Origin of the sequence: Mesorhizobium sp. B2-8-9, from assembly GCF_006439475.1 — a bacterium.
GTDB lineage: Bacteria > Pseudomonadota > Alphaproteobacteria > Rhizobiales > Rhizobiaceae > Mesorhizobium.
In genome coordinates, this window is the sequence record NZ_VFTQ01000010.1 from 164,987 (window position 1) to 185,863 (window position 20,877).

A 20,877-nucleotide genomic window follows, 5' to 3' on the forward strand; every position below is an offset into this window, starting at 1 on the left:
GTTGCCCGTGCCAAAGGTTGGACGACCGATGGTGTGAGGGGCTGGACGGCCCAAGGCCGCGAGGAAGACGCGGCGATAGGGGTTGGACGACCCGAAGCCGGGGAACGGCCCGGCGCTCTGCGATGGATCGCGAGGGCCAGGACTAAGCCATTTCCCTCACCAATAAGGTCTGTCCCATGTCTTCCGTGGAACTTATCCCCGCACCCGTAGTGCGCGCCGCTTGCGGCAACATCACCGATATGACGCTCTATCGCTGGCTTAACGGCTCATGCGATCCCCGAACGGGAAAGGTAACGCCGCCCGTTTCCGACTTTCCCAAACCTCGCATGATCAACAAGCGGCGCTATTGGGTGCGCGCCGAAGTGGAGCAATTCATGCTCGCGCACAGGGGGTGACAAATTCCCCGGTGGCTTACCCGCGCCGCTTTTGGCGGGACTGCGTTTTCAGCAAGTATTTGAGTGAACAACAGTTTTCAAAACCAGAGCAGCGGTTAGTTGATCCGCCGCTCAAAGAAATGGCCGGCAGCGTTGCACCGCTCGCCGGCCTTGAAGGACAATACCAGTGAACGCCCACATATCATTGCCCGCGCACTCGGGCAACGTCGATGTGCCCGCATCGCTCAAGGCACTTCCACAATTCGTCGTCTGGCGGCTTGTGCAACGATCCGGGGAGCCGAAGCCGGCCAAACTTCCGTTTGATCCCAAGACCGGCAATGCAGCGAGTTCAACGGATCGAGCCACGTGGTCGGATTATGAGACGGCAATTGCGGCGCTGGCGTCCGGTCAATATGCCGGACTTGGCTTCGTGTTTACCGACACGGACCATTTCTTCCTATTGGATTTGGACGGTTGCCGCGACGCGCTGACTGGCGAATTGTCTCCCGAAGCTCAAGCGATTTGCCGGCAATTTAGCGGTGCAGCGTGGGAGCTTTCTCAGTCAAATGAAGGTCTCCACATTTTCGGCCGTTGCGATAAGGCGGCACTCGCTATTTTTCGCAACAAATGGGCTGGCTGGTTGGAGTGCTATCGGACGGGACGCTTCGTTGCGTTCGGTCGAAGCGGTATCCAAGGCAATATCGATATCGATTGGACCAACCAGCTGGCTTGCATGATTCCGTTGCGAGCGGCGGGCGAGACGGACGCGCTACAGGAGCCCGCTGAACGCGATCCGCGATGGAACGGCCCGGAAGACGACGGCGAGCTTTTGCAGCGCTTCCTGGCCTCCCTAGGTGGCACGAAAGCTACGCTTGGACACTCCCCGACGAACATTCAACTATGGGAAGCCAATAGTGCCCCATTGGCGTCGTTCTATCCCTCCAGCACTGGAAAACCGTTCGACCACTCGCAAGCCGATCTAAGCTTGATGAACCGGCTCGCCTATTGGACCGGTCGCGACCACGGAAGAATGATCCGGCTGTTTAGCCAATCGGCGCTTGGCAGGCGGGATAAATGGACCAAACACGCATATTACCGGAACAGGACGGCGCTTAATTCCATCGCGCATTGCCGCGTGGTCTACACCGGCAACATGCAAGAACGCCGTGAACGGCAGATAGAAGAAAACCGCCAGATCGGTAGCGACACCGGCCCCATCCACACGCGGGTTTTGACCATTGACGACGCGCTTGCCGATCTCTGGTTTATCATGAGCGCCAAATCGGGTGGAGCAATTGCCGATTCAAAGACCCTAACCGTTCTGCCGGTCGCGACGGCTCAACGCGTTTACGCCGCTTCTAAATATGAAGTCGAGACCAGCACATTTGACCACAAGACCGGAGCTTTCAAAACGCGCTCTCAATCGGTTCTCACCCTATGGGAGCATTCGCCATCTAGGAAGACGATCGATGTTGTGACTTGGAGGCCCAACGCCCCCATCATTTGCGAGGCGCCGGAAAGCCAAGGAACGGGGTTCAACACATGGCGCGGGTTTAGACCGTACACCCTGCCGAACAACGCTCCGTCGCTCGAAGCCGTCTGGAATGAACACCTTACCTACCTTGTCCCAATTGAAGCGGAGCGCGTTCGTTTCGAGCAATGGCTTGCTCACGTTCTCCAGCGTCCGGAAGAGCTTCCCCAATCCGCCTATTTGTTGATTACCGAAGAAACGGGGATAGGCCGAAATTGGCTCTCCAGCGTCCTTGTTAGCCGGCATCGACATTCAAGAAATGCTCGACGGAACATTCAACGGTCGATTGAGCAAGAAATTGCTGGCTGTCGTGGATGAAGCGAAAGCCGGAATGCAAGGCTATAGCCGCTGGAGCCATAGCGAAAAACTTAAGGCAATGATCAATCCGGAAATGCGTCGGATCAACGAGAAGCACGGCCTTGAATACGTCGAATGGAATTGCTGCCGATGGTTATTTTTCAGCAACAATTGGGACGCGCTTCCGTTCGACGCGTCGGACAGACGCTTTAACGTGATTGCCAATCCGACGGTTAGGCAATCGTCGGGATATTATGAGCGGCTTTACAGGCAGATTGCTAACCCGGAATTTATCGCAGCGGTTCGTAGTCGGCTGGAGCATTTGGACATATCGGCGTTCAAGCCCGGCGCAATACCGGAAATGAACGAAGCTAAGCGGAAGGCGCTTGGTGCCATGCAGTCGGATTTGGACGGGTTGATTGGCGCGTTCAGGGATGAATGGCCAGGTCCGGTTGCCGAACGAAGCGACCTCATGAATTACCTGCACGACAACAACATCAAAATACCGGGTGACAAAACGGTCAATAAGCTAATCGAACGCGCGGGGATGACGCTCTCCGGAAAGGTTGGAAGCGGGCTAAACAAATATCGCTTTGTGATCGTCCGCGACTACAGCTTGCAACAGATCGAGGCCGATCCACAGGGGGCCTATGCCAAGGCCGTAGACGCTCGCGGCAAATTTAAATTCGGAGGTTAAATTTGCGTAATTTGCGACTGGACCGGGTTGGACCACGTTTTAGACCTTATTGAATGAATGGGAGGTTTCGCGTGTTAGAAATAGAACGTGGTCCAACCCGGTCCAGCCCGATCTCTCTTCTGAAATCCTGAAAACAGAAACTCGTAGCAGCGTCGCTGCCGGGAGCATCGGTTGCATAGACCGATACGCGGCTAGAAAAAATCGAAGCGAAATCAAACGGTAGACTGCCCGATAGCTCGCCGTGGGTAATCACCGGGGTAAATGGAGGCATCAACTATGGAATGCGAACTGACTTTCTCGAATACGCCAACCGGTCACAAGCAGGCCAGGCTGTTCCTTGCGATTGATCGAATCTGGGCGAACTTCGGACGCTACGTTTGGGATGCTCCGGCTCACCGAGCCGAATTCAATTACGAGGACGAAGCCCTGCACATTGTTTCGTATTTTGACAGCGCAAATATCCGGACCACCGTCTGGCACAACAAGGCGTACAATTCATGGAATGCCATGATTGCAGCCACACGGCTTGGCCAGCAGTTCGTTTCAATCGTGGAAATCGGCGGACCTAACGACCGTCAAATAGTCAGCCCTGACAATTTTTATCTTGCCGATTTGACCGAACGAATGCTGCATGGGCAGGACCAAGACGGCAACCATCACTTTGCTATTTCCTCTCCGGCATATGTTGCCGAATTTCTGGATCGGCAACTCAAGCCGTGGGCGGTTCATCCGGAAGAACCCCGACACAAACTCAAGCCGATCACCCCGGCGTTGATCGCGGAAATTGTTCGACGAGGATACCGATCTAAAGACGTCAACAATTGGGTGAGTCCCGGCGGAAATATCGGCAAAATTCAGTAGTAATTGGCAGCTGTGGATAACAATTACCGATAGTAGACTGTTATTCGCGGTACGAATATTTCTTCTGCGTAGCGATTCGTGGAATTCATGCAGAAGGAATGCGAAACTATGTTGACTAAAAGCTTCAACAGGGTCAGCGGCGACACTCGGGGCGTTCTTTTTAACTGGTCAACTCCCGGCGGTGGCGGCGTGTACAGCTGGTATTGGCCGAACCAGTATAGCGGCGTGGCCAGTGATCTCGACAACGCAGCCACGTCGTTAGCGACGGGCCTTACGGCAGCTGCCGCCTCGATCGAGGCGGCGGACAAGCAATTCAAGCAGGCTAACGACGTAGAGCGGGTGGGGGCAGAGGCGTGCAGTCGGTATTTAGGTCCTGGATTCCGGGCCGTCCGACAGGCGGCTATCAGCGAGCGGCAAACTACGGCCGCCGTGCGCTATTCGTTGCGGCAACCGCTTGAAGCCACTGCCAGCCCGAACGGCACCGCTGTCGATGCAATTCAACGCGTGGAAATCCGGCAAATGCTCCGGTCGCAATTCGGCAATGATCTGGGCGCCGCCTACAAATGGTGTGTCGAAGGCGGATTGAACATTTTGAATGCCGTGGTCCCTTACATCGCTCTGACGCAGTTCAAGGATGATCCCCAGCTAATCGCCTTGCTGGAAAACGAGTTCGCAATCGCCAAAACAATCAAGTTCATGTCGAACGATCCGTCGGACAATTTTTCCACGCCGGCCGATCCGCTCCAAAACCGGATGAGCGATGAGTCATTGCGCATTCTTGCGACGGCGAAGATCGATCAAATTAAGCAGCGCGAGGAGGCCGTAGATATGGCGGCGAAGCTCTTGGTCGCGACGATCAATTTTACGATGCAATCCGCAAACGTGAGCGACTCGCAAGCGCTCGATTTGCTGATGGGCAAACCCGCGTAGGAGGTTCGCCGATACTTCCTCGCGTTCCGGCCGGGTTAATTTCCTTCCTGATTTAGCCCGGCCGGTCTCATAAACACTCCAAAAAATGGCTGACACCCGTGTCAGAAACGCAATGGTAAATCTTACGCCCAACGTCGGCATAGATGATGGAACCGGCAAAGACGAGCGGACCGGCAAATTCCTGCCCGGTCACAAGGGATTTAAAAAGGTCGGTTCGCGCTCAAGGGTTTCCCGGCGCGCCATCGATATGGCCAACGAACACGCTGTCACTGCGATGAATATGCTTGTCGGCGCGATGATGGCGGGCGACTTAAGGGCCGCGGAGATTTTGCTGAAATACGGAGTGGATGCATTCCTCCCAAAGAACAGGACGGTTGAGCTTCCCGACGTTCCGGAAAATCCGACAAGCGAAGAACTCGCTAGGACCGTGCTACAAGCGGCATGGGCCGGGGAGGTAAGCCCTGACGAAGCGAAGCAGCTATTGGAAGCTATTACCGCGTCGAAAAATATCGTTGAGGACGCCGACTTATTGCGCCGCGTCGAGCAGTTGGAAGCGGCCAAACGGGGATAACATGCGTCCCGCTGCGCGTCTCGCCCTGGCAAAACGTTTGGACAAGATCGCTCCCGATCGTGACCGGCAATACCCGCTGGCGCGGCTTAATCGAGACGAACAGGCATTCCTAGATGCGTTCAACATGACGCTGGCAATTATCGCCGATCCCGCACGGCGCTACGCTTACTGCTTGACGAGTGATGGCGCCCATCTGGTAGCGCGGCTTTTCAAGATCACAACCACGGCGTCAATTGCGGAGCGGATAGTGCCGACCGATGCGCCGGAGATTGCACAGGCCAAATGGCACGACTGGATCGCTTGAGCAGCGGATACCCGAACAGACGCCAAGGCGGCAAAGCCAGCGACAAACACCATAGAATTCATTGATCAAAGATGCCATTGACCCAAAGGACGCGGGAAGGGGTAGTCGCGGGGGTATAGACAAGATCCTCAGTAAGGCATTTTATCGGCGCTGGTGATGGATCGCTTTACCAGTATGCGAATCCCATCTTGCTATAGCGACCAGTCAGCTATCCATTGAGGAAGCGCAACCATTTTGGAGATTTGGGCGAGAGCTGCGGCGACTTCGGCGGAATTCCCCCGCGAGGCGCGCGTCAGCCGTCCAATCGCTTCTAGCACGTCGAGCGATGCAGTTCGATCCTTATAACGCGCAAGCATGTCTGCCCAACGAATGAATGCTGCTGCGACGACTGCAACGGTGATCAAGTGGCTCGACGGATCAGTAGGTTCGATATGTCGATGGATAAACCTGTGACGACCTTCAAACACGCTCTTCACGCGAGGCAAAGACCCGCTGCCGCACAGAGTTGACACGTAGTCTTGCATGCTGGACCAGCGCACGCTGTTGTTTTCGCCAAACAAGATATCCAACGAGCCAACAGCGCTAGAAATGAATTGCCCTTGGCTAGCGACATTAAACGACAGCATAAGTGCCCGTGCAGCGCTTTCGAAACTATTTTGTACGTTCCCTCCCGGCAACAATGCCTTGTAAATATCGGGAGCTGCGTTTATTGCTGCATCGATATCAGCGTTGGACCGACGTTGGCCTGACAACATCTGCCAACTCGTCCAGCTGAGGGTTTGATGGTGACCAGACACCAGCAATCTATCCCGCAGAAAGACAAGTGGTAGCTCTGGATGTTCAGGAACTTCCGTCAACCAGATCGGGTGCGGGTGCATCCTTTGGCCGTCGCTGCCATTTTGAAGTTTTATCTCATAGAGCGGCGACCGCAGAAATATGAGATTGAGTGCGGTAATTATGCGCTGAGCCTGCTCCCTGACATTTAGCCACGCAGCTCTTACATCTGAAAAATCCAAATACCGCCTGACAATCAGGAACGCATCAGGTTTCAACCGCTCGCGCAGCATTTCGACGTTGCCACGCAGACTATCTTGGTCCTTGACAAGGCTGGCTATCGAGTCCGCGTCATTCGGCGCGACGAAAGCCCACTCTCGTTCCAGCAGGAGGGGCGAAACTTCATCGAGACCAATCCACAATCCTCGGATTGGAAATAGCCCAAAAGATTCCTCTTTCATTTCGCTTCTCCGGACATCAAACCCTCGCGCCTTATGCATCGGAACGGCTCTAGCGTAGCGCGTTCCTTGATGCACAATCGCCCCCAATTGATATCACCACCAGCCAAGACGCGATCCGTGGATGGACCCGCGCTTTGCGCGACATCATGGGCAACCTTGAACCATTCCGCGAGCGCTTTGAGGATCGCGTTATCTGTGCCCCACGTTTTAGAGGCAGCGTGTGCTTTGTCGCTGCCACTTTTTCTGTTACGCCTAATAAAAAAGGGGGGAGCAAATGACTACTACCGAAACACCTGCGCCATCATCAACTTCACCGAAACACTATTGGCCACTGTACGTTACCTTGTACGGGATAGGTTCGCTGGCGGCTGCCTCCTTGTATGGAGAGATTAAGGCTGACACGCTAAGCTACGGTCTTGGTCTCATCGGAGTGCCCGCAATCGTTGGATGGCTCGCCATGCGAAAGGCGCAGCGCAACCGACAGGTGATATTGGGCTATGTCGTGTTCTTGGGATTCATGGGTGTGCTTTTCTACCAAGAGACGGCCCGCAGAACGAGAGATATGCGAAGCGAGATTGAGGCCGGTTGCATGACTCGAAACCAAGCGGTTGCGGTGCTGCCTCAGAACCAAAAGAAGCAATTTTGCGGGTGCTTCTCGGACGGCCTGGCTTCGTGGGCTGTTTGGCGCACAAGCATCGCAGCCGCTTCATTCAGACCGCTAGAATCTGCCCCGAATGACCCTGCTTTCGTGGCTAAAGCCACGCCGATTTGGAACCAATGTTCCAGCGAACTTACAACCAAGTGACGCCACCTGCTGGTATCGCACGGCGTTATGCCGCTGTGCCCCGTGGCCCCAGTTCGCCGGCGCCGTACGGGTCAACAAGAGCAGCAAACATTCAAACAGACGCTTGTTCGATAAAGCGGACTCCATTTTGTAACAAATTCAATGGGTGTTATCGCTGTCGGGCGACGGGAGCGTAGGCAGGGGTTATCGTCGGGGTAATTCCCAAAGCCCTACGCGACTTTGAACAGGGAAGCGGGTCGTGTTATTCGCTTAATTGCAGCGGGGGTTGATCAGATGGATTTCAGTTCGATTGAAAGCGTGCTTGGCCTGGCATCTACCGCGCTGGGTGCCACAGGAAAGGCGGTCTCCACAGTAGAGGCGGTCAGAAAGTTGCTCGCCTCCGAAAAGAAGTCGGGGAACAGCGAAGCCCAAACGCTTCTCAACACGCTCGCCACCGAATTGACGGCTGCGAACATGATGAATGTGCAGCTTAGCGAGGCAATCAAAGCACTTAGCCGCGAGTTGAAGAAGCAGGACGACTTTGAGAACGAAAAGGCACGATACGAGCTTTTTCAGACGGATCAACACGACATTGTGTTTAGGTTGAGAGGGGATCAGGCGAACGGGCAACCGATGCATTTCATATGCCCGGTGTGTCTCAATGCCGATAGGTTGATCAGCTTCATATCCGGGGAAGGGGACTTCAAAGTCTGCCAGAAGAGCAGTCACCACACCTTCAGGTTCAATAAAACAGGATACGCGCGAGCGGGGAGAGCGAGCACTGACTGGGCTGTTTGACCGTGCCCGACTGCGCCCCCTTCACTCAACCGAGCCATCCGCCCGATCAAGGCCGGGAGACGTGTATATTCGTATCTCGCGTCCTTCAAATGCGGGCCGTATGTCGGCAATTCCCAAGGTTCGCGAGCTTTGGTTGATCTCTCGTTCGAAGTCAGCCTGGAATTGCTCGTCAGCAGCCTCCCCCGTTACCGCATAGCTGTCGACGATGCGAGGGTCACCGAGCTCAAAATGCCTTTGCTCACCCTTCTGGTCCTCCCTGAGAACCGGCCGCTCGACAATAGCAAAGAAGGTCGCTGGACCGACCGTCACCTGCGCCGAGTACAGCAGCCGTTCCGCACCAAGTGGAACCCCCTCAACGTCGGTGAATTCGAGAGTGCAGGACACCCCATAAGCGACAATTTCCCGGAAACGGCGCAACTCTGCCGACGCTGCCGCGATCTCAGCAATCGAAACGCTTATGTCGTCTGCAACGAGCGAGTGAAGGAACGATAGCAGCGGATGGAGTTGGCTCCACCGGCGCGGATCTCTAGCTTTTTCACCGCGCCCTCCAAACGCACGCCTACCTTCGATCCATATTTGTATGTCCGTATCACTGCTGGTAATACGGGCCAGCAATCGGACGTGGGTCACAAGCGCAGCCAGACTGCGACGCTGTTCGATTATAATCTTGCTGTTAAATTGTACAGCGTTGTCATCCGTTGACCAAACTATCTCCAGAAATTCGGATGTGAAACGGGCATACCCTCGCGGAAATTTCGTGTACGCTACCTTGCCCGGAATCGAAATTGCATCGTCCTCGCCTCTTGCCCTTATTTTGATCAGGCAGTCTTTCCACGTTGCTGGCGAGCTTTGAAGTGTTGCGGTACTGGCCATTAGATGACCACGTCGGTCCGCCATTCCGAACCGCTTCGGGGTCATTTCGAAGTTCTGTATTGTTACCTCACCAATGCCCAACAACGCCTTGGCAATTTCATCTGCGTTGTCGGATTGGAAGCTAAACTTTATCGAGCCGCAGCCGTCCTCGTACCCCACGGATTGGAAGGCACTGAGTTTCTGCCTTTGGTAATCAGCGCCAATCTGTGCGATTGTCTTTTCGATCCATTCAATCAGATCGTCTGTATGATCGTCGCTGTCTTCGAAGGAAATTGTCAGCGTCTTTTTGTGAAGTTTTTCGTGCGCTAGGTCGGCTGCCCGCACTGCTTTCAAGCTTTCTGAAATAAGCTCGATCCAGAAGTGCCGCGCATAAATCCTACGTTCACCCGAAGGCAATCTATGAAATAGGACGATGAACCACGGATGGCCTTGTTGCGCCATTCGACGCGCGTTCGACAAAGTGATTGATGTTCGGCGGTAACGGCCAATCGTCGATTTGATTTGCGCGTACGCAGAGCGACCCGCTGGTTGTGCATCCGCTGGAATAAAGTTTGGGTCCGGGGGGAACTCAACTAGGTAATCCCAACCCGTTTCGTCCTCACTGACATTTTGCGGGTGCACGCCGGCATTCGCGCAGATAGTGGCGAACTCATATTCGCTGGCTCTGTCAACTCGGGGTTGCCGATCCATTGGACGCACTCGCCAATTGAGCATTAGTCTAGTCGGATAGCCGGATGGTGCCGCCTGAGGGACTCGAACCCCCGACCAATAGTTTACAAAACTACTGCTCTACCAGCTGAGCTAAGGCGGCACATTTACCCGTACGTATACCCCTGAAACCCGGTTTTGAAAAACGTTGATGCTTTCCAATGTCTTAGATGATTGATCCAGCGAATTACAAAACCGCTGCTCTACCAGCTGAGCTACAAGGGCACGGCGCTCCGGTAGCACATTTTGTGCGCCAGTAAAGACAAAACTCCGTTTCGGGTTCCTAATGGACCGCGTGGCTTGGTCGGCATGCTGAAAAGCGCTGCGCCGCTTCCTACATCTTTGTCGGGTGCAATCGCATCGAACGGGTGCCGCATGATCAGATTCGTCATCATCCTGCCGCTCATCGTCGTGACCTGGCTTCTGCTGGTGAAGGTCATCAGCGATCTGAAGAAGGCCAACATCGACTGGACCGGCGTCGCCACCTTCATCGGTTTCATCGTGCTGGCCTTCTGGCTGAGGCACGTGACGGGGATGGGGTGAAAGAGAGCGAGTAGCGAATAGTGAATAGCGAATAGGATTTGCATTCAGCATATCCCCGCTTTCCCTACTCGCTATTGGCTACTCCCTATTTGCTCAGTCCCGGCGAAAAAAATCGCAAAAATACTTCGAACCTTTTTCCGGGCCGCAGCGACAGACGATCAAGAGGCGGATGGTTCGCCTCTCCAACGAAACAGGAGATCGTCATGTTTAAGCGCACCATCGTTTCCGGCCTCATCGCCGCCACCGTCGCCGCCGGCTCGCTCGTCGGCACCGTCCAGCCTTCGGCCGCCCACGACCATCATCACCGCCGCGAGCTCGGCATCGGCATCGCCGCCGGCGTCGGCGGTTTCGTTCTCGGCAGCCTGCTTGCCCAGCAGCAGCCCCGCAGCGTCTATGTCGAGGACGACGGCTACGACTCGATCCACGTCCGCCGCTGCTATGCCCGCTACGCCAGCTACGACGAGCGCACCGACACCTATATGAGCTACGACGGCCCGCGTTATTGCAGGCTCTAGGAGGGAGCTGAACAAACGGCTGGAAAGAGGGGCTGCGCGCAGCCCCTTTTCTTGCGTTGAACATCTGCCTGATTGGCTTGATTTGGAGCGGACGACGTTTCAGCCTCCAGCAATTCAGGAATTGGGCTTCAGCTCCGGCATTGCCAATCCCGCCGCCTTGCAGGCGCCGATGACCGAAACGTCATTTATCGCAACCAGTTCAAAGCTGTTTCCGGCATCAGGATAGATCTTGCCGATGAAAGGCTCGTTGCCGCCGGGAGAGCCCTTGTCGTCGACATAGCCGCACGCCACCACTTCGTGGCGGCCGTTCAACGTGCGTTCTCCGGCGAGCATCGTTCCGAATCTGGCAGCGATGGGGTTCTTCAGATGTTGGCGAACGCCGGCGGTGATGATCTCTTCCATCGCCAGCGAGATCGGGACGGGATCGACCAGCGAGTAGCTGCTGGGACTGCCGATGGGCTCGACCGGTGCCGCCACGCATCCGCAAAGGGAAGCGGCGGATAGGAGGTAAAGGGTTTTCCGCATCCGTGCCCTTTGGCATGCATTCCGACGCCGCGGCAAGACCGGTCAAGTCCGGCGTCCGTCCTGGTATGGCCGGCCTGCCTTGCTGAGCAACCAACGATGTACAGCGATTTTGCAAGCGTTTAGTCTGGCTTTGACGGCAATCGAGGGGAGGGTCGCTTGGACAAGCAGGATCCCAAGGAAGAACGGGTCGAACCGGTTTTCCGCAACGGCACCATCACAATCGTCGGCATCCTGCTGGCGTTCTCGCTAGGCTTCATCACCCATTGGGCGGCCAACCCTATCCCATGGCAGACCTACCATCTGATTGCCGTCCTGCCGATCCTGGTCGGCATCGCGCTGCAGATCCGGGCGTTGGCCATTCTGCTCGACATCAAATCCCTGCAGCGAAGCATTCATGACCGCGCCAGTCGGATATTCCTCGCCGGCCTCATTTTCGCGGCCTGTGGCGTCGCGCTGGCGATCCTGCTCGATTTCTTCGACATATCGGCAAAGAGCGCATTGCCAGGCGCGTCTTAGAGCAATTCCAGGAAAAGTGTGTGCGGTTTTCCGTTCGGAATTGCGTAAAAACAAAGAGCTAGAGCGGTTCGCCGTTTCCATGAAACGGTGAAACGCTCTAGTAGGCTTTCACGCCGCCGATCATCTTCGTCACTTCGACCGCGGCGTCGCGCACCAGCGGACCGATCTCGGCTAGCCGCTCGGGCGTCACCCGCACCGTCGGTCCGGATACCGAAACGCCGCCGAGCGGCTCGCCGAACTCATTGAAGATAGCGGCGGCCACGCAGCGCATGCCGGGGTGGCGCTCCTCGTCGTCGACCGACCAGCCGCGATGCTTGATAACGGCCAGATCATGGGCCAGCGCCGAAATGTCGGAAAGCGTCTTGTCCGTGTAGCGCTGCAGGCCCGCCTTGCGCAGGATGGCGGCGACCCGTTCCGGCTCGAGATGCGCCAGCACCGCCTTGCCGATGCCGGAAGCATGAAAGGGGCTGCGCGTGCCCGGCCGGAAAAAGGCGCGGATCGCCTGATGCGTCTCGACCTGGCTGACGAAGACGACGCAATCGTCCTCGGCGACGCCGAGATTGGCCGTCTCGCCAGTCTTTTCCATCAATTCCTGCATGACGATGCGGGCGCGGTCGACCAGCTTGCGCCGGCGCAGGAAGGCTGCGCCCATGCGGTAGGTCTCGACGCCGACCGACCAGAGCTGATCGGTCGTGTCGAACTCGACCATGCCGTGGTTTTCCAGCGTCGTCAGCATGCGATAGGCGGTCGAGGCGGCAATGCCGCTTTGCGCCGCGATCTCGCTGAGCGACAGTCCGCTGGCCTCGGCGACGATCGCCAGGATCCGCAGCGCCCGGTCGAGCGACTGCACCGAGGCCGCTTCGGACGGGCCGTTGAAGGCGCGCGGCCGGCCGCGCTGGCGTTTTTCCGTCGTTTCCATCCCGGCCATTTTCGCCGGTTTGACATCGGATGCAATGAAAAAGTTTTTCAGTAATGGCCATGAGCGATTTTTTGGAAAAGGAAAAGTGAAGCGAAATCAGCCGATAACGGCGGTTTTTTAGAAATGGAAAAATATTCTGAAAAAATTGAAAAATCGAACGCACGCTGTCATTGTCAAGCCAACCAACGAAATGGAGACTTGCCATGGCCAGGATGCGCGCTGTCGACGCTGCGGTTCTCGTTCTCGAAAAGGAAGGCATCACCAATGCCTTCGGCGTTCCGGGCGCGGCGATCAACCCGCTCTATTCGGCGCTGAAGGCGCGCGGCACCATCCGTCACGTGCTGGCGCGCCATGTCGAAGGCGCCTCGCACATGGCCGAAGGTTATACGCGGGCCAAGGCCGGCAATATTGGGCTCTGCATCGGGACCTCAGGTCCGGCCGGCACCGACATGATCACCGGCCTCTATTCGGCCTCGGCGGATTCGATTCCGATCTTATGCATAACTGGTCAAGCTCCCCGCGCGCGCCTCAACAAGGAGGATTTCCAGGCCGTCGACATCGCCTCGATCGCAGCACCGGTCGCCAAATGGGCCGTCACCGTCATGGAACCTTATCTGGTGCCGATGACGCTGCAGAAGGCCTTCCATCTGATGCGCTCCTCGCGCCCCGGGCCGGTTCTGGTCGACCTGCCGGTCGACGTGCAGCTTGCCGAGATCGAATTCGACATCGACGCCTATGAGCCGCTCGCTGCCTTCAAGCCGGCGATAACGCGTGCCCAGGCCGAGAAGGCCCTGGCGATGCTCAACGAGGCTGAAAAGCCGCTGATCGTCGCCGGCGGCGGCATCATCAACGCCGACGCTTCCGATCTTTTGATCGAATTCGCCGAAGTCACCGGCGTGCCGGTCATTCCGACCTTGATGGGCTGGGGCGCGATCCCCGACGACCACCGGCTGATGGCCGGCATGTGCGGCCTGCAGACCTCGCACCGCTACGGCAATGCGACAATGCTTGAGGCGGACTTCGTCTTCGGCATCGGCAACCGCTGGGCCAACCGCCATACCGGCTCGGTTGACGTCTACACCAAGGGGAAAAAATTCATCCATGTCGACATCGAGCCGACGCAGATCGGCCGTGTCTTCGCGCCGGATCTAGGCCTCGTCTCGGACGCGGCCGCCGCGCTGAAGATCCTGCTCGACGTCGCCACCGAATGGCGCACGGCCGGCAAGCTGCGCGACTGGTCGGGCTGGGCGAAGGAGTGCCAGCAGCGCAAGAAGACCATGAAGCGCAAGACGCATTTCGAGCAGGTGCCGCTGAAGCCGCAACGCGTCTATGAGGAGATGAACAAGGCGTTTGCCCGCGACACCACCTATGTCACCACGATCGGCCTGTCGCAGATCGCCGGCGCGCAGTTCCTGCATGTCTACAAGCCGCGCAACTGGATCAATTGCGGCCAGGCCGGCCCGCTCGGCTGGACGCTGCCGGCGGCACTCGGCGTGCGCGCCGCCGATCCGGACCGCGACATCGTCGCGCTTTCCGGCGACTACGATTTCCAGTTCATGATCGAGGAGCTGGCAGTCGGTGCCCAGCACAAGCTGCCTTACATCCACGTCGTCGTGAACAACGCCTATCTCGGCCTCATCCGCCAGGCGCAGCGCGGCTTCTCGATGGATTATGAAGTGAGCCTCGCCTTCGAGAACGTCAACCGTGCCGGCGATCCGGAGGCGGGCTACGGCGTCGACCATGTCGCGGTGGCCGAGGCGATGGGCTGCAAGGCTGTCCGCGTGACGAAGCCCGAGGAATTCGCCGGCGCCTTCAAGGAGGCGCAGCGGCTGATCAAGGAACACCAGGTTCCGGTGGTGCTGGAATTCATACTCGAGCGCGTCACCAACATTTCCATGGGCACGGAAATCGACAAGGTCACCGAATTCGAGGAGCTTGCCGAGCGCAATGAGGATGCGCCGACGGCCATCATGATGTTGGATTGAGTTCAGGCGAACGAAGGAGAAAAAGAATGCCGCGCTTTTCAGCCAATCTCTCGATGCTCTTCGGCGAGCATGAGTTCCTGGATAGATTCGATGCCGCCGCCCGCGCCGGCTTCAAGGGTGTCGAATATATCGGCCCGTATGACCATGCCCCGGATGTCGTGGCGGCGCGGCTGAAGAAGAATGGCTTGACACAAGTTCTCTTCAACCTGCCGGCCGGCGACTGGGCGAAGGGCGAGCGCGGCATTGCCGTGCTGCCCGACCGGGTGCCGGAATTCCGCCAGGGCGTCGCCAAGGCGATCACCTACGCCCATGCGCTGGGCTGCGAGCAGATCAACTGTCTTGCCGGCATCGCGCCGCAGGGCGCCGACCGCACGGTGCTGGAGAACGTCTTTGCCGAAAACCTCGCCTTCGCGGCCGAGAAGCTGGAGCAGGCCGGCATCAGGCTCTTGATCGAGCCGATCAACACCCGCGACATCCCGGGCTTCTTCCTGAACTATTCCGACCAGGCTCTGGCGCTGATCGACCGCATCGGCTCGAAGAACCTCTATTTGCAGTACGACATCTATCACATGCAGATCATGGAGGGGGATCTCGCCCGTAGCATCGAGGCCAACCTCGGCCGCATCGCGCATATCCAGCTTGCGGACAATCCCGGCCGTCACGAGCCGGGGACGGGCGAGATCAACTATCCGTTCCTCTACGACCACATCGACCGCCTCGGCTATTCCGGCTGGATCGGCGCCGAATACAAGCCCAAGGCAGGCACAGAAGCCGGGCTCGGCTGGTTCCGCGAGTTCGCCGGGCAGGGCAGCGCGGCGGCTTAAGAGCTGCGGCGAAGCTGCCAATCTCCCCACCTGTGGGGGAGATGGCCGGCAGGCCAGAGGGGGGCGCGAAGGAACGCGACCTCGACAATTACGACGGAGAATAACATGGAAACCATCGGCTTCATCGGCCTCGGCATCATGGGCGCGCCGATGGCGGGCCATCTTCTCGCTGCCGGCTACACGGTCGTCGCCAGCGACCATCGCTCCAAGCCGCCCGCCGCCCTCCTCGCCAGGGGCCTAAAGACCGTTTCCGGCCACGACGCTGTTGCCGGGGCTGCCGACATCATCATCACCATGGTGCCCGACACGCCCCAGGTCGCCGACGTTCTCTTCGGCGAGAATGGCGTCGCCAATGGCCTGTCCAACGGCAAGCTCGTCATCGACATGAGCTCGATCTCGCCGATCGCCACCAAGGAATTCGCCAAGAAGATCAACGATCTCGGCTGCGACTATCTCGACGCGCCGGTGTCGGGCGGCGAGGTCGGCGCCAAGGCGGCCTCGCTCACCATCATGGTCGGCGGCGAGGAAAAGGCCTTCGAGCGCGCCAAGCCAGTGTTTGAGAAAATGGGCAAGAACATCACGCTGGTCGGTCCGAACGGGGTCGGCCAGACCACCAAGGTCGCCAACCAGATCGTTGTGGCGCTCACCATCGAAGCGGTCGGCGAAGCGCTGGTCTTCGCCTCGAAGGCGGGCGCCGATCCTGCCAAGGTCAGGCAGGCGCTGATGGGCGGGCTCGCCGCCTCGCGCATCCTCGAAGTGCATGGCGAGCGCATGATCAAGCGCACCTTCGCGCCCGGCTTCCGCATCGAGCTGCACCAGAAGGACCTCAACCTGGCGCTGGAAGGCGCCAAGGCGCTCGGTGTGTCGCTGCCCAACACCTCGACCACGCAGCAGCTCTTCAATTCCTGCGCCGCCAATGGCGGCGCCAAGGAGGATCACTCCGCGCTGGTCAGGGCGTTGGAGCGGATGGCGGGGCATGAAGTGGGATAGGAGTGAGTAGGAATTAGTGAGTAGTCAGTAGGGAATTCGTGTCCAAGCCTACTCACTACTCACTACTCACTACTCACTACTCACTACTCACTACTCACTACTCGCTAGGAACTTCCTCGCCGCATAAAGGCTCACCGCCGCCGCGTTCGAGACGTTGAGCGAGTGGATGGCGCCTGGCATGTCGAGACGGGCGAGCGTCGTCACCGTCTCGCGGGTTTTCTGGCGCAGGCCCTTGCCTTCCGCGCCCAGCACCAGCGCGATCCTCTCGCCGGCGAAGGTCTTTTCGAGCTCGGCCGGTCCTTCCGAATCGAGCCCGATGGTCTGGAAGCCGGCCTCGTGCAACTGCGCCAGCGCGTCGGCGAGGTTCTTCACCTCGATCTGGTCGATATGCTCGAGCGCGCCGGAAGCGGATTTCGCCAGCACGCCGGATTCCTGCGGGCTGTGACGGGCGGTCGTGATCAGCGCGCCGGCACCGAAGGCGACGGCGGAGCGCAGTATGGCGCCGACATTGTGCGGATCCGTCACCTGGTCGAGCACCAGCACCAGCTTAGTGTCGCCAAGCGCGTCGAGACGCTTCGGCTTGAGCGGCTCGGCCTCGATCAGCACGCCCTGATGCACGGCGTCCGATCCGGTGATCCTGTCGATGTCCTTCGGTTCGACCAGCTCGGCCTTGAAGGGCAGGGCGGCAAGGTCGCCGATCGCCAGCCGTTCGGCGGCGTTGCGCGTCACCAGCATCGTCCTGATCTTGCGCCGCGGATTGTCGAGCGCAGCCCGCACGGTATGCAGGCCGTAAAGCCGCACCAGCCCGTCGGCGGCGGCCTCGCCCGGCGGCATCGGTTGGCGCGGCCGGAATGCCGGCGCCCCGCCCGCCTTCTGGTCGCGATGCGCGCGCCTCAGCTTGGCGTAGTGGGTGTCCTTGCGCGAGCCGGACTTGTTGCTTTTATCGTTGCTCATGGCGGCCTCTATAGCCGTCCCGTCCGGCTAAGGATATGGGCTGGCCAAATGAATGCCGAACATCCTCGAAAAACCCTGGCCGCGCCGGTTGACACCCACCGGCCTTGCCGCCATAAGGCGCTTCGCTGATTTCGGAGAAGATCTTACTCGGGCTCCGGATCGGCGGAAATGCCTCGTTGCATGGCTCCGGCGGCAGACTGGAGAGGTGCCCGAGTGGTTAAAGGGGACGGACTGTAAATCCGTTGGCTTAGCCTACGTTGGTTCGAATCCAACCCTCTCCACCACTGCCGGCCCGGAAGCCCTGAAACGAAAAGTCTCGGACCCGAAAGTGCATGGCGCTTTTCGGATGAATCCGGTACCTCAGTGCAAGGCGCGGGTATAGCTCAGTGGTAGAGCAGCAGCCTTCCAAGCTGAATATGCGGGTTCGATTCCCGCTACCCGCTCCAGATTTCTTCCCGCGAATCCTCAAATGAAACGCCGCGCCGTGGCATGCGGCGCGCTAGCAGGCCACTTCCCTAGCTGTTGAAGGCTGAAACGACCTGATGGTGCTGCGGGATTTGGCCGTTCGGCGTCAGCTTGTCGACGATGCCGGGCAGCGCCGTGGAGAGCTGCTGCAGCAATTCCTGCTCGCTCATCCCGGTGCGCTGCGCGATCTCGCGGATCACCGAGGGCCCAAGCGCCGAGCCGAGATCACCCGGGTTGATCGGTTGGTTCTGGCCGGTGCCGGGCCAGGAGTCGGCGACATTGCCGTGGCCAGCGTTCTTGAGCTTGTCGAGCAGGCCGCCGAGACCGCCGAGCAGGCCGCCATCGGCGGACACGTCAGTTCCCGCAGGCGTCGGCGCCGGCGCTTGCGGCGCGGCCGCCTCTTCGCTTCTGCCGCTCAGCATCTTGCCGACCAAAAGCGCGCCGAGCGCGATCATCAGGGGTTTGGTGATGTTGCCGCCCGGAACGGCATTGTCGAAAAGGCCCATAATGGATCTCCTTGTCCAGCCAAGTCCGCCCGGCCCCAGAATGGCGCAAACAGGCAGAATTTCAAGCTGACTTGAGCTTTTGACAATCATGTGACCATGATGGCGCGGCGGGGGAATTTTGGAGGGAATTATGGGCATTATCAGCTGGATCATTCTCGGCCTTATCGCCGGGTTCATCGGCAGCAAGATCGTCAACAAGACAGGCCAGGGCATGATCATGGATATCGTGCTCGGCATTGTCGGCGCCATCGTTGGCGGGTTGATCTTCAGCGCCTTCGGCTCGTCGGGTGTCACCGGTCTCAACATCTGGAGCCTGATCGTGGCCGTGATCGGCTCGATCGTCGTGCTTTGGGCCTATCACCAGTTTTCGGGCAAGCGCACGCTGTAGAAGGCCAGGGAACAGCCAGTAGGCTGTTGAAGGTCGACCCGACCGGGTCGACCCAGGCTGGAGGCGCGCCGTCAGGCGACCATGGCCAGCCGGCGTTTTCTTTCGTCGAGCGAGACGATGGCGAGACCGCTGGCTAGCACCAGCAGGATGCCGCAAACCGCGAGCGCGTTAGGAAATTGTCCGAACACCAGCAGGCCCGAAATGACCGCCCAGACGGTGAAGCAGTAATAAAAGGGCGCGACCGCGCTTGTCGGCCCGACCCGGTAGGCCATGAAGATGAAGAAATGGCCGAAGATCAGGAACAGGCCGGCGCCGGCGATCAGGAGCAGATGATGTCCTTCGGGCATTACCCATTGCTCGGAGACGAGATGCGCCGCGCCTGAGCCGGCCAGCACCACCACGACCGCGGAGATGGCGACGATCATGCCCGGCACTTCGGCGCCCACCTTGCGCCCGGCAAGGTCGCGCACCGCCGCGAAGGCGGCGTTGCCGAGCGCCAGCAGCGCATAAACCGAAATGCCCTGCATGGTCGGCTGCGCCACCATGAGCGCCCCGACAAAGCCAAGGCCGATCAGCGCCATGCGCGTGGCGCCGATCTTTTCGCCGAACAGCATCGAGGAGCCGACCAGCACGATGAGCGGCGTGACTTGCCCGAGCGCGGTGGAATCCGCGATCTGCATGTTGGCTAAAGCGACGACGTAACACAGGATCGCCAGCAGCTCGAACAAGTTGCGGCGCAGCACCTTGCGCTCGAAGAGCAGCGGGATCTGCCTGGCATAGCCCAGCATCAGAAGCAGCGGCACGCCCCACAGCGTGGCGGCAGCACCCCGCAGCAGGAGAACTTCATAGGGCGGCAATCCGACGGTGGCGAGCTTCATCATCGTGTCGTTGACGAGGTAGGACCCCGTCGAGACGATCATAAACAGCGGGCCGCGGATATTGGATGGAATGAACTGCATCCGGCGAACAAGATCAGAGCGGCGTCGTGGCGGCAATGGGCCAGCCCGGAGCCTTTGATTTTACACGCGGCAGCCCTATATCCGCGCCATATCCCACCGAAATCGACCATTGGTTCGGGTCGAGCAAGAATCCGCTCAGCCACAAGGTACTTGTGTTTTTCAGCCGTTGTCGCTAATCGCCCCGCATTCGACTGAACTGAAGGTCAAGGCCGTCCAAGGAAAGAGACTATGGCAAAAGGTAAATTCGAGCGCACCAAGCCGCATGTGAACATTGGCACGATCGGTCACGTCGATCATGGCAAGACGTCGCTGACGGCGGCGATCACGAAGTATTTTGGCGAATACAAGCGCTATGACCAGATTGACGCAGCACCCGAGGAGAAGGCGCGCGGCATCACGATCTCGACGGCGCATGTGGAGTATGAGACGGCCAACCGTCACTATGCCCATGTCGACTGCCCCGGCCACGCCGACTATGTGAAGAACATGATCACGGGTGCCGCGCAGATGGACGGCGCGATCCTGGTGGTTTCGGCCGCCGACGGTCCGATGCCGCAGACCCGCGAGCACATTCTGCTTGCCCGCCAGGTCGGCGTTCCCTCGATCGTCGTGTTCCTGAACAAGGTTGACCAGGTCGACGACGCCGAGCTGCTGGAGCTGGTCGAGCTCGAGGTTCGCGAGCTTCTGTCGAAGAACGAGTTCCCCGGCGACGACATTCCGATCGTCAAGGGTTCGGCGCTGGCTGCGCTGGAAGATTCCAACAAGACCATCGGCGAGGACGCCATCCGCGAGCTGATGGCGCAGGTCGACGCCTATATCCCGACG

The 20,877-nt window shown here is 58.6% G+C and carries 22 protein-coding genes and 3 tRNA genes; 17 read left to right on the top strand and 8 right to left on the bottom strand.

Going from position 1 to position 20,877, the window contains the following annotated elements:
• Nucleotides 1–561 precede the first annotated feature (561 nt).
• The 6 genes from FJ423_RS15035 (at nucleotide 562) to FJ423_RS15060 (ending at nucleotide 5,565) form a co-directional block, all read left to right on the top strand.
• Complete coding sequence (locus tag FJ423_RS15035) at nucleotides 562–2,223, top strand: hypothetical protein (RefSeq protein WP_140842853.1); 1,662 nt, start codon at nucleotides 562–564, stop codon at nucleotides 2,221–2,223.
• On the top strand, nucleotides 2,192–2,899 hold the full coding sequence (locus FJ423_RS15040) for a primase-helicase family protein (RefSeq protein ID WP_140842855.1): 708 nt from the start codon (nucleotides 2,192–2,194) through the stop codon (nucleotides 2,897–2,899). Before FJ423_RS15035 ends, FJ423_RS15040 begins: the two co-directional genes overlap by 32 nt.
• Nucleotides 2,900–3,175: 276 nt before the next feature.
• Entirely contained in the window at nucleotides 3,176–3,760 is a 585-nt protein-coding gene (locus FJ423_RS15045; RefSeq protein WP_140842857.1) for a hypothetical protein, read from the top strand.
• A gap of 108 nt (nucleotides 3,761–3,868) precedes the next feature.
• Complete coding sequence (locus FJ423_RS15050; RefSeq protein ID WP_140842859.1) at nucleotides 3,869–4,690, top strand: hypothetical protein; 822 nt, start codon at nucleotides 3,869–3,871, stop codon at nucleotides 4,688–4,690.
• A gap of 112 nt (nucleotides 4,691–4,802) precedes the next feature.
• Entirely contained in the window at nucleotides 4,803–5,261 is a 459-nt protein-coding gene (locus FJ423_RS15055; RefSeq protein WP_140842861.1) for a hypothetical protein, read from the top strand.
• A gap of 1 nt (nucleotide 5,262) precedes the next feature.
• Nucleotides 5,263–5,565 carry a hypothetical protein gene (locus FJ423_RS15060; protein WP_140842863.1) on the top strand — a complete coding sequence of 101 codons (303 nt, stop codon included), beginning with the start codon at nucleotides 5,263–5,265 and terminating at the stop codon, nucleotides 5,563–5,565.
• Nucleotides 5,566–5,756: 191 nt separating this feature from the next.
• On the opposite strand, the gene FJ423_RS15065 is transcribed toward FJ423_RS15060, so the two are convergent.
• Nucleotides 5,757–6,800, bottom strand: coding sequence for a hypothetical protein (locus FJ423_RS15065; RefSeq protein WP_140842865.1), 1,044 nt, complete (start codon nucleotides 6,798–6,800; stop codon nucleotides 5,757–5,759).
• Nucleotides 6,801–7,878: 1,078 nt separating this feature from the next.
• On the opposite strand from FJ423_RS15065, the gene FJ423_RS15075 reads away from it, so the two are divergent.
• Nucleotides 7,879–8,382 (top strand): hypothetical protein, encoded by a 504-nt coding sequence (locus FJ423_RS15075; protein ID WP_140842867.1) that lies wholly within the window; start codon nucleotides 7,879–7,881, stop codon nucleotides 8,380–8,382.
• Nucleotides 8,383–8,403: 21 nt separating this feature from the next.
• On the opposite strand, the gene FJ423_RS15080 is transcribed toward FJ423_RS15075, so the two are convergent.
• Together FJ423_RS15080 and FJ423_RS15085 are read right to left on the bottom strand one after the other, a co-directional pair.
• Complete coding sequence (locus FJ423_RS15080; RefSeq protein ID WP_140842869.1) at nucleotides 8,404–9,945, bottom strand: hypothetical protein; 1,542 nt, start codon at nucleotides 9,943–9,945, stop codon at nucleotides 8,404–8,406.
• Nucleotides 9,946–9,990: 45 nt separating this feature from the next.
• A tRNA-Thr gene (locus FJ423_RS15085) sits at nucleotides 9,991–10,066 on the bottom strand.
• Between the two features lie 272 nt (nucleotides 10,067–10,338).
• On the opposite strand from FJ423_RS15085, the gene FJ423_RS15090 reads away from it, so the two are divergent.
• Both FJ423_RS15090 and FJ423_RS15095 read left to right on the top strand, forming a co-directional pair.
• A complete protein-coding gene (locus FJ423_RS15090) occupies nucleotides 10,339–10,506 on the top strand; it encodes a hypothetical protein (RefSeq protein WP_140842871.1) in 168 nt (55 codons plus the stop codon).
• A gap of 203 nt (nucleotides 10,507–10,709) precedes the next feature.
• On the top strand, nucleotides 10,710–11,021 hold the full coding sequence (locus tag FJ423_RS15095; protein WP_140842873.1) for a BA14K family protein: 312 nt from the start codon (nucleotides 10,710–10,712) through the stop codon (nucleotides 11,019–11,021).
• A 114-nt stretch (nucleotides 11,022–11,135) separates the two neighbouring features.
• On the opposite strand, the gene FJ423_RS15100 is transcribed toward FJ423_RS15095, so the two are convergent.
• Entirely contained in the window at nucleotides 11,136–11,423 is a 288-nt protein-coding gene (locus FJ423_RS15100; RefSeq protein WP_246680170.1) for a hypothetical protein, read from the bottom strand.
• 279 nt (nucleotides 11,424–11,702) lie between these two features.
• Between FJ423_RS15100 and FJ423_RS15105 the strand changes: the two genes are divergently transcribed.
• Nucleotides 11,703–12,062: a hypothetical protein gene (locus tag FJ423_RS15105; protein WP_140842877.1), complete on the top strand. Its 360-nt coding sequence runs from the start codon at nucleotides 11,703–11,705 to the stop codon at nucleotides 12,060–12,062.
• Between the two features lie 97 nt (nucleotides 12,063–12,159).
• Here FJ423_RS15105 and bhcR read toward each other — a convergent pair whose 3' ends face one another.
• Nucleotides 12,160–12,981 (bottom strand): HTH-type transcriptional regulator BhcR, encoded by an 822-nt coding sequence (gene bhcR, locus FJ423_RS15110; RefSeq protein ID WP_140698754.1) that lies wholly within the window; start codon nucleotides 12,979–12,981, stop codon nucleotides 12,160–12,162.
• Between the two features lie 203 nt (nucleotides 12,982–13,184).
• Between bhcR and gcl the strand changes: the two genes are divergently transcribed.
• From gcl to FJ423_RS15125, 3 genes are read left to right on the top strand one after another with little or no spacing between them, the layout of a single operon-like run.
• Complete coding sequence (gcl, locus tag FJ423_RS15115; RefSeq protein ID WP_140842879.1) at nucleotides 13,185–14,966, top strand: glyoxylate carboligase; 1,782 nt, start codon at nucleotides 13,185–13,187, stop codon at nucleotides 14,964–14,966.
• A 26-nt stretch (nucleotides 14,967–14,992) separates the two neighbouring features.
• Nucleotides 14,993–15,790, top strand: coding sequence for a 2-oxo-tetronate isomerase (gene otnI / locus FJ423_RS15120; RefSeq protein ID WP_140842881.1), 798 nt, complete (start codon nucleotides 14,993–14,995; stop codon nucleotides 15,788–15,790).
• 30 nt (nucleotides 15,791–15,820) lie between these two features.
• Complete coding sequence (locus FJ423_RS15125) at nucleotides 15,821–16,780, top strand: 2-hydroxy-3-oxopropionate reductase (protein WP_281408979.1); 960 nt, start codon at nucleotides 15,821–15,823, stop codon at nucleotides 16,778–16,780.
• 90 nt (nucleotides 16,781–16,870) lie between these two features.
• Here the strand turns inward: FJ423_RS15125 and FJ423_RS15130 are convergent, their stop codons facing one another.
• Complete coding sequence (locus FJ423_RS15130; RefSeq protein WP_140842885.1) at nucleotides 16,871–17,734, bottom strand: RNA methyltransferase; 864 nt, start codon at nucleotides 17,732–17,734, stop codon at nucleotides 16,871–16,873.
• 199 nt (nucleotides 17,735–17,933) lie between these two features.
• Between FJ423_RS15130 and FJ423_RS15135 the strand changes: the two genes are divergently transcribed.
• A tRNA-Tyr gene (locus FJ423_RS15135) sits at nucleotides 17,934–18,018 on the top strand.
• An 88-nt stretch (nucleotides 18,019–18,106) separates the two neighbouring features.
• A tRNA-Gly gene (locus FJ423_RS15140) sits at nucleotides 18,107–18,180 on the top strand.
• Between the two features lie 69 nt (nucleotides 18,181–18,249).
• Here the strand turns inward: FJ423_RS15140 and FJ423_RS15145 are convergent.
• Nucleotides 18,250–18,705 carry a YidB family protein gene (locus FJ423_RS15145; RefSeq protein WP_140842887.1) on the bottom strand — a complete coding sequence of 152 codons (456 nt, stop codon included), beginning with the start codon at nucleotides 18,703–18,705 and terminating at the stop codon, nucleotides 18,250–18,252.
• A gap of 130 nt (nucleotides 18,706–18,835) precedes the next feature.
• Here FJ423_RS15145 and FJ423_RS15150 point away from each other — a divergent pair, with 130 nt between their 5' ends.
• The gene (locus FJ423_RS15150; protein WP_140842889.1) at nucleotides 18,836–19,093 is read left to right on the top strand and encodes a GlsB/YeaQ/YmgE family stress response membrane protein; all 258 of its coding nucleotides are present in this window, start codon (nucleotides 18,836–18,838) and stop codon (nucleotides 19,091–19,093) included.
• 71 nt (nucleotides 19,094–19,164) lie between these two features.
• Here FJ423_RS15150 and FJ423_RS15155 read toward each other — a convergent pair whose 3' ends face one another.
• Nucleotides 19,165–20,052: a DMT family transporter gene (locus FJ423_RS15155; protein ID WP_140842891.1), complete on the bottom strand. Its 888-nt coding sequence runs from the start codon at nucleotides 20,050–20,052 to the stop codon at nucleotides 19,165–19,167.
• A gap of 228 nt (nucleotides 20,053–20,280) precedes the next feature.
• On the opposite strand from FJ423_RS15155, the gene FJ423_RS15160 reads away from it, so the two are divergent.
• Nucleotides 20,281–20,877 (top strand): GTP-binding protein (locus FJ423_RS15160; RefSeq protein ID WP_042642137.1); only part of this gene is annotated, 597 nt, incomplete at its 3' end.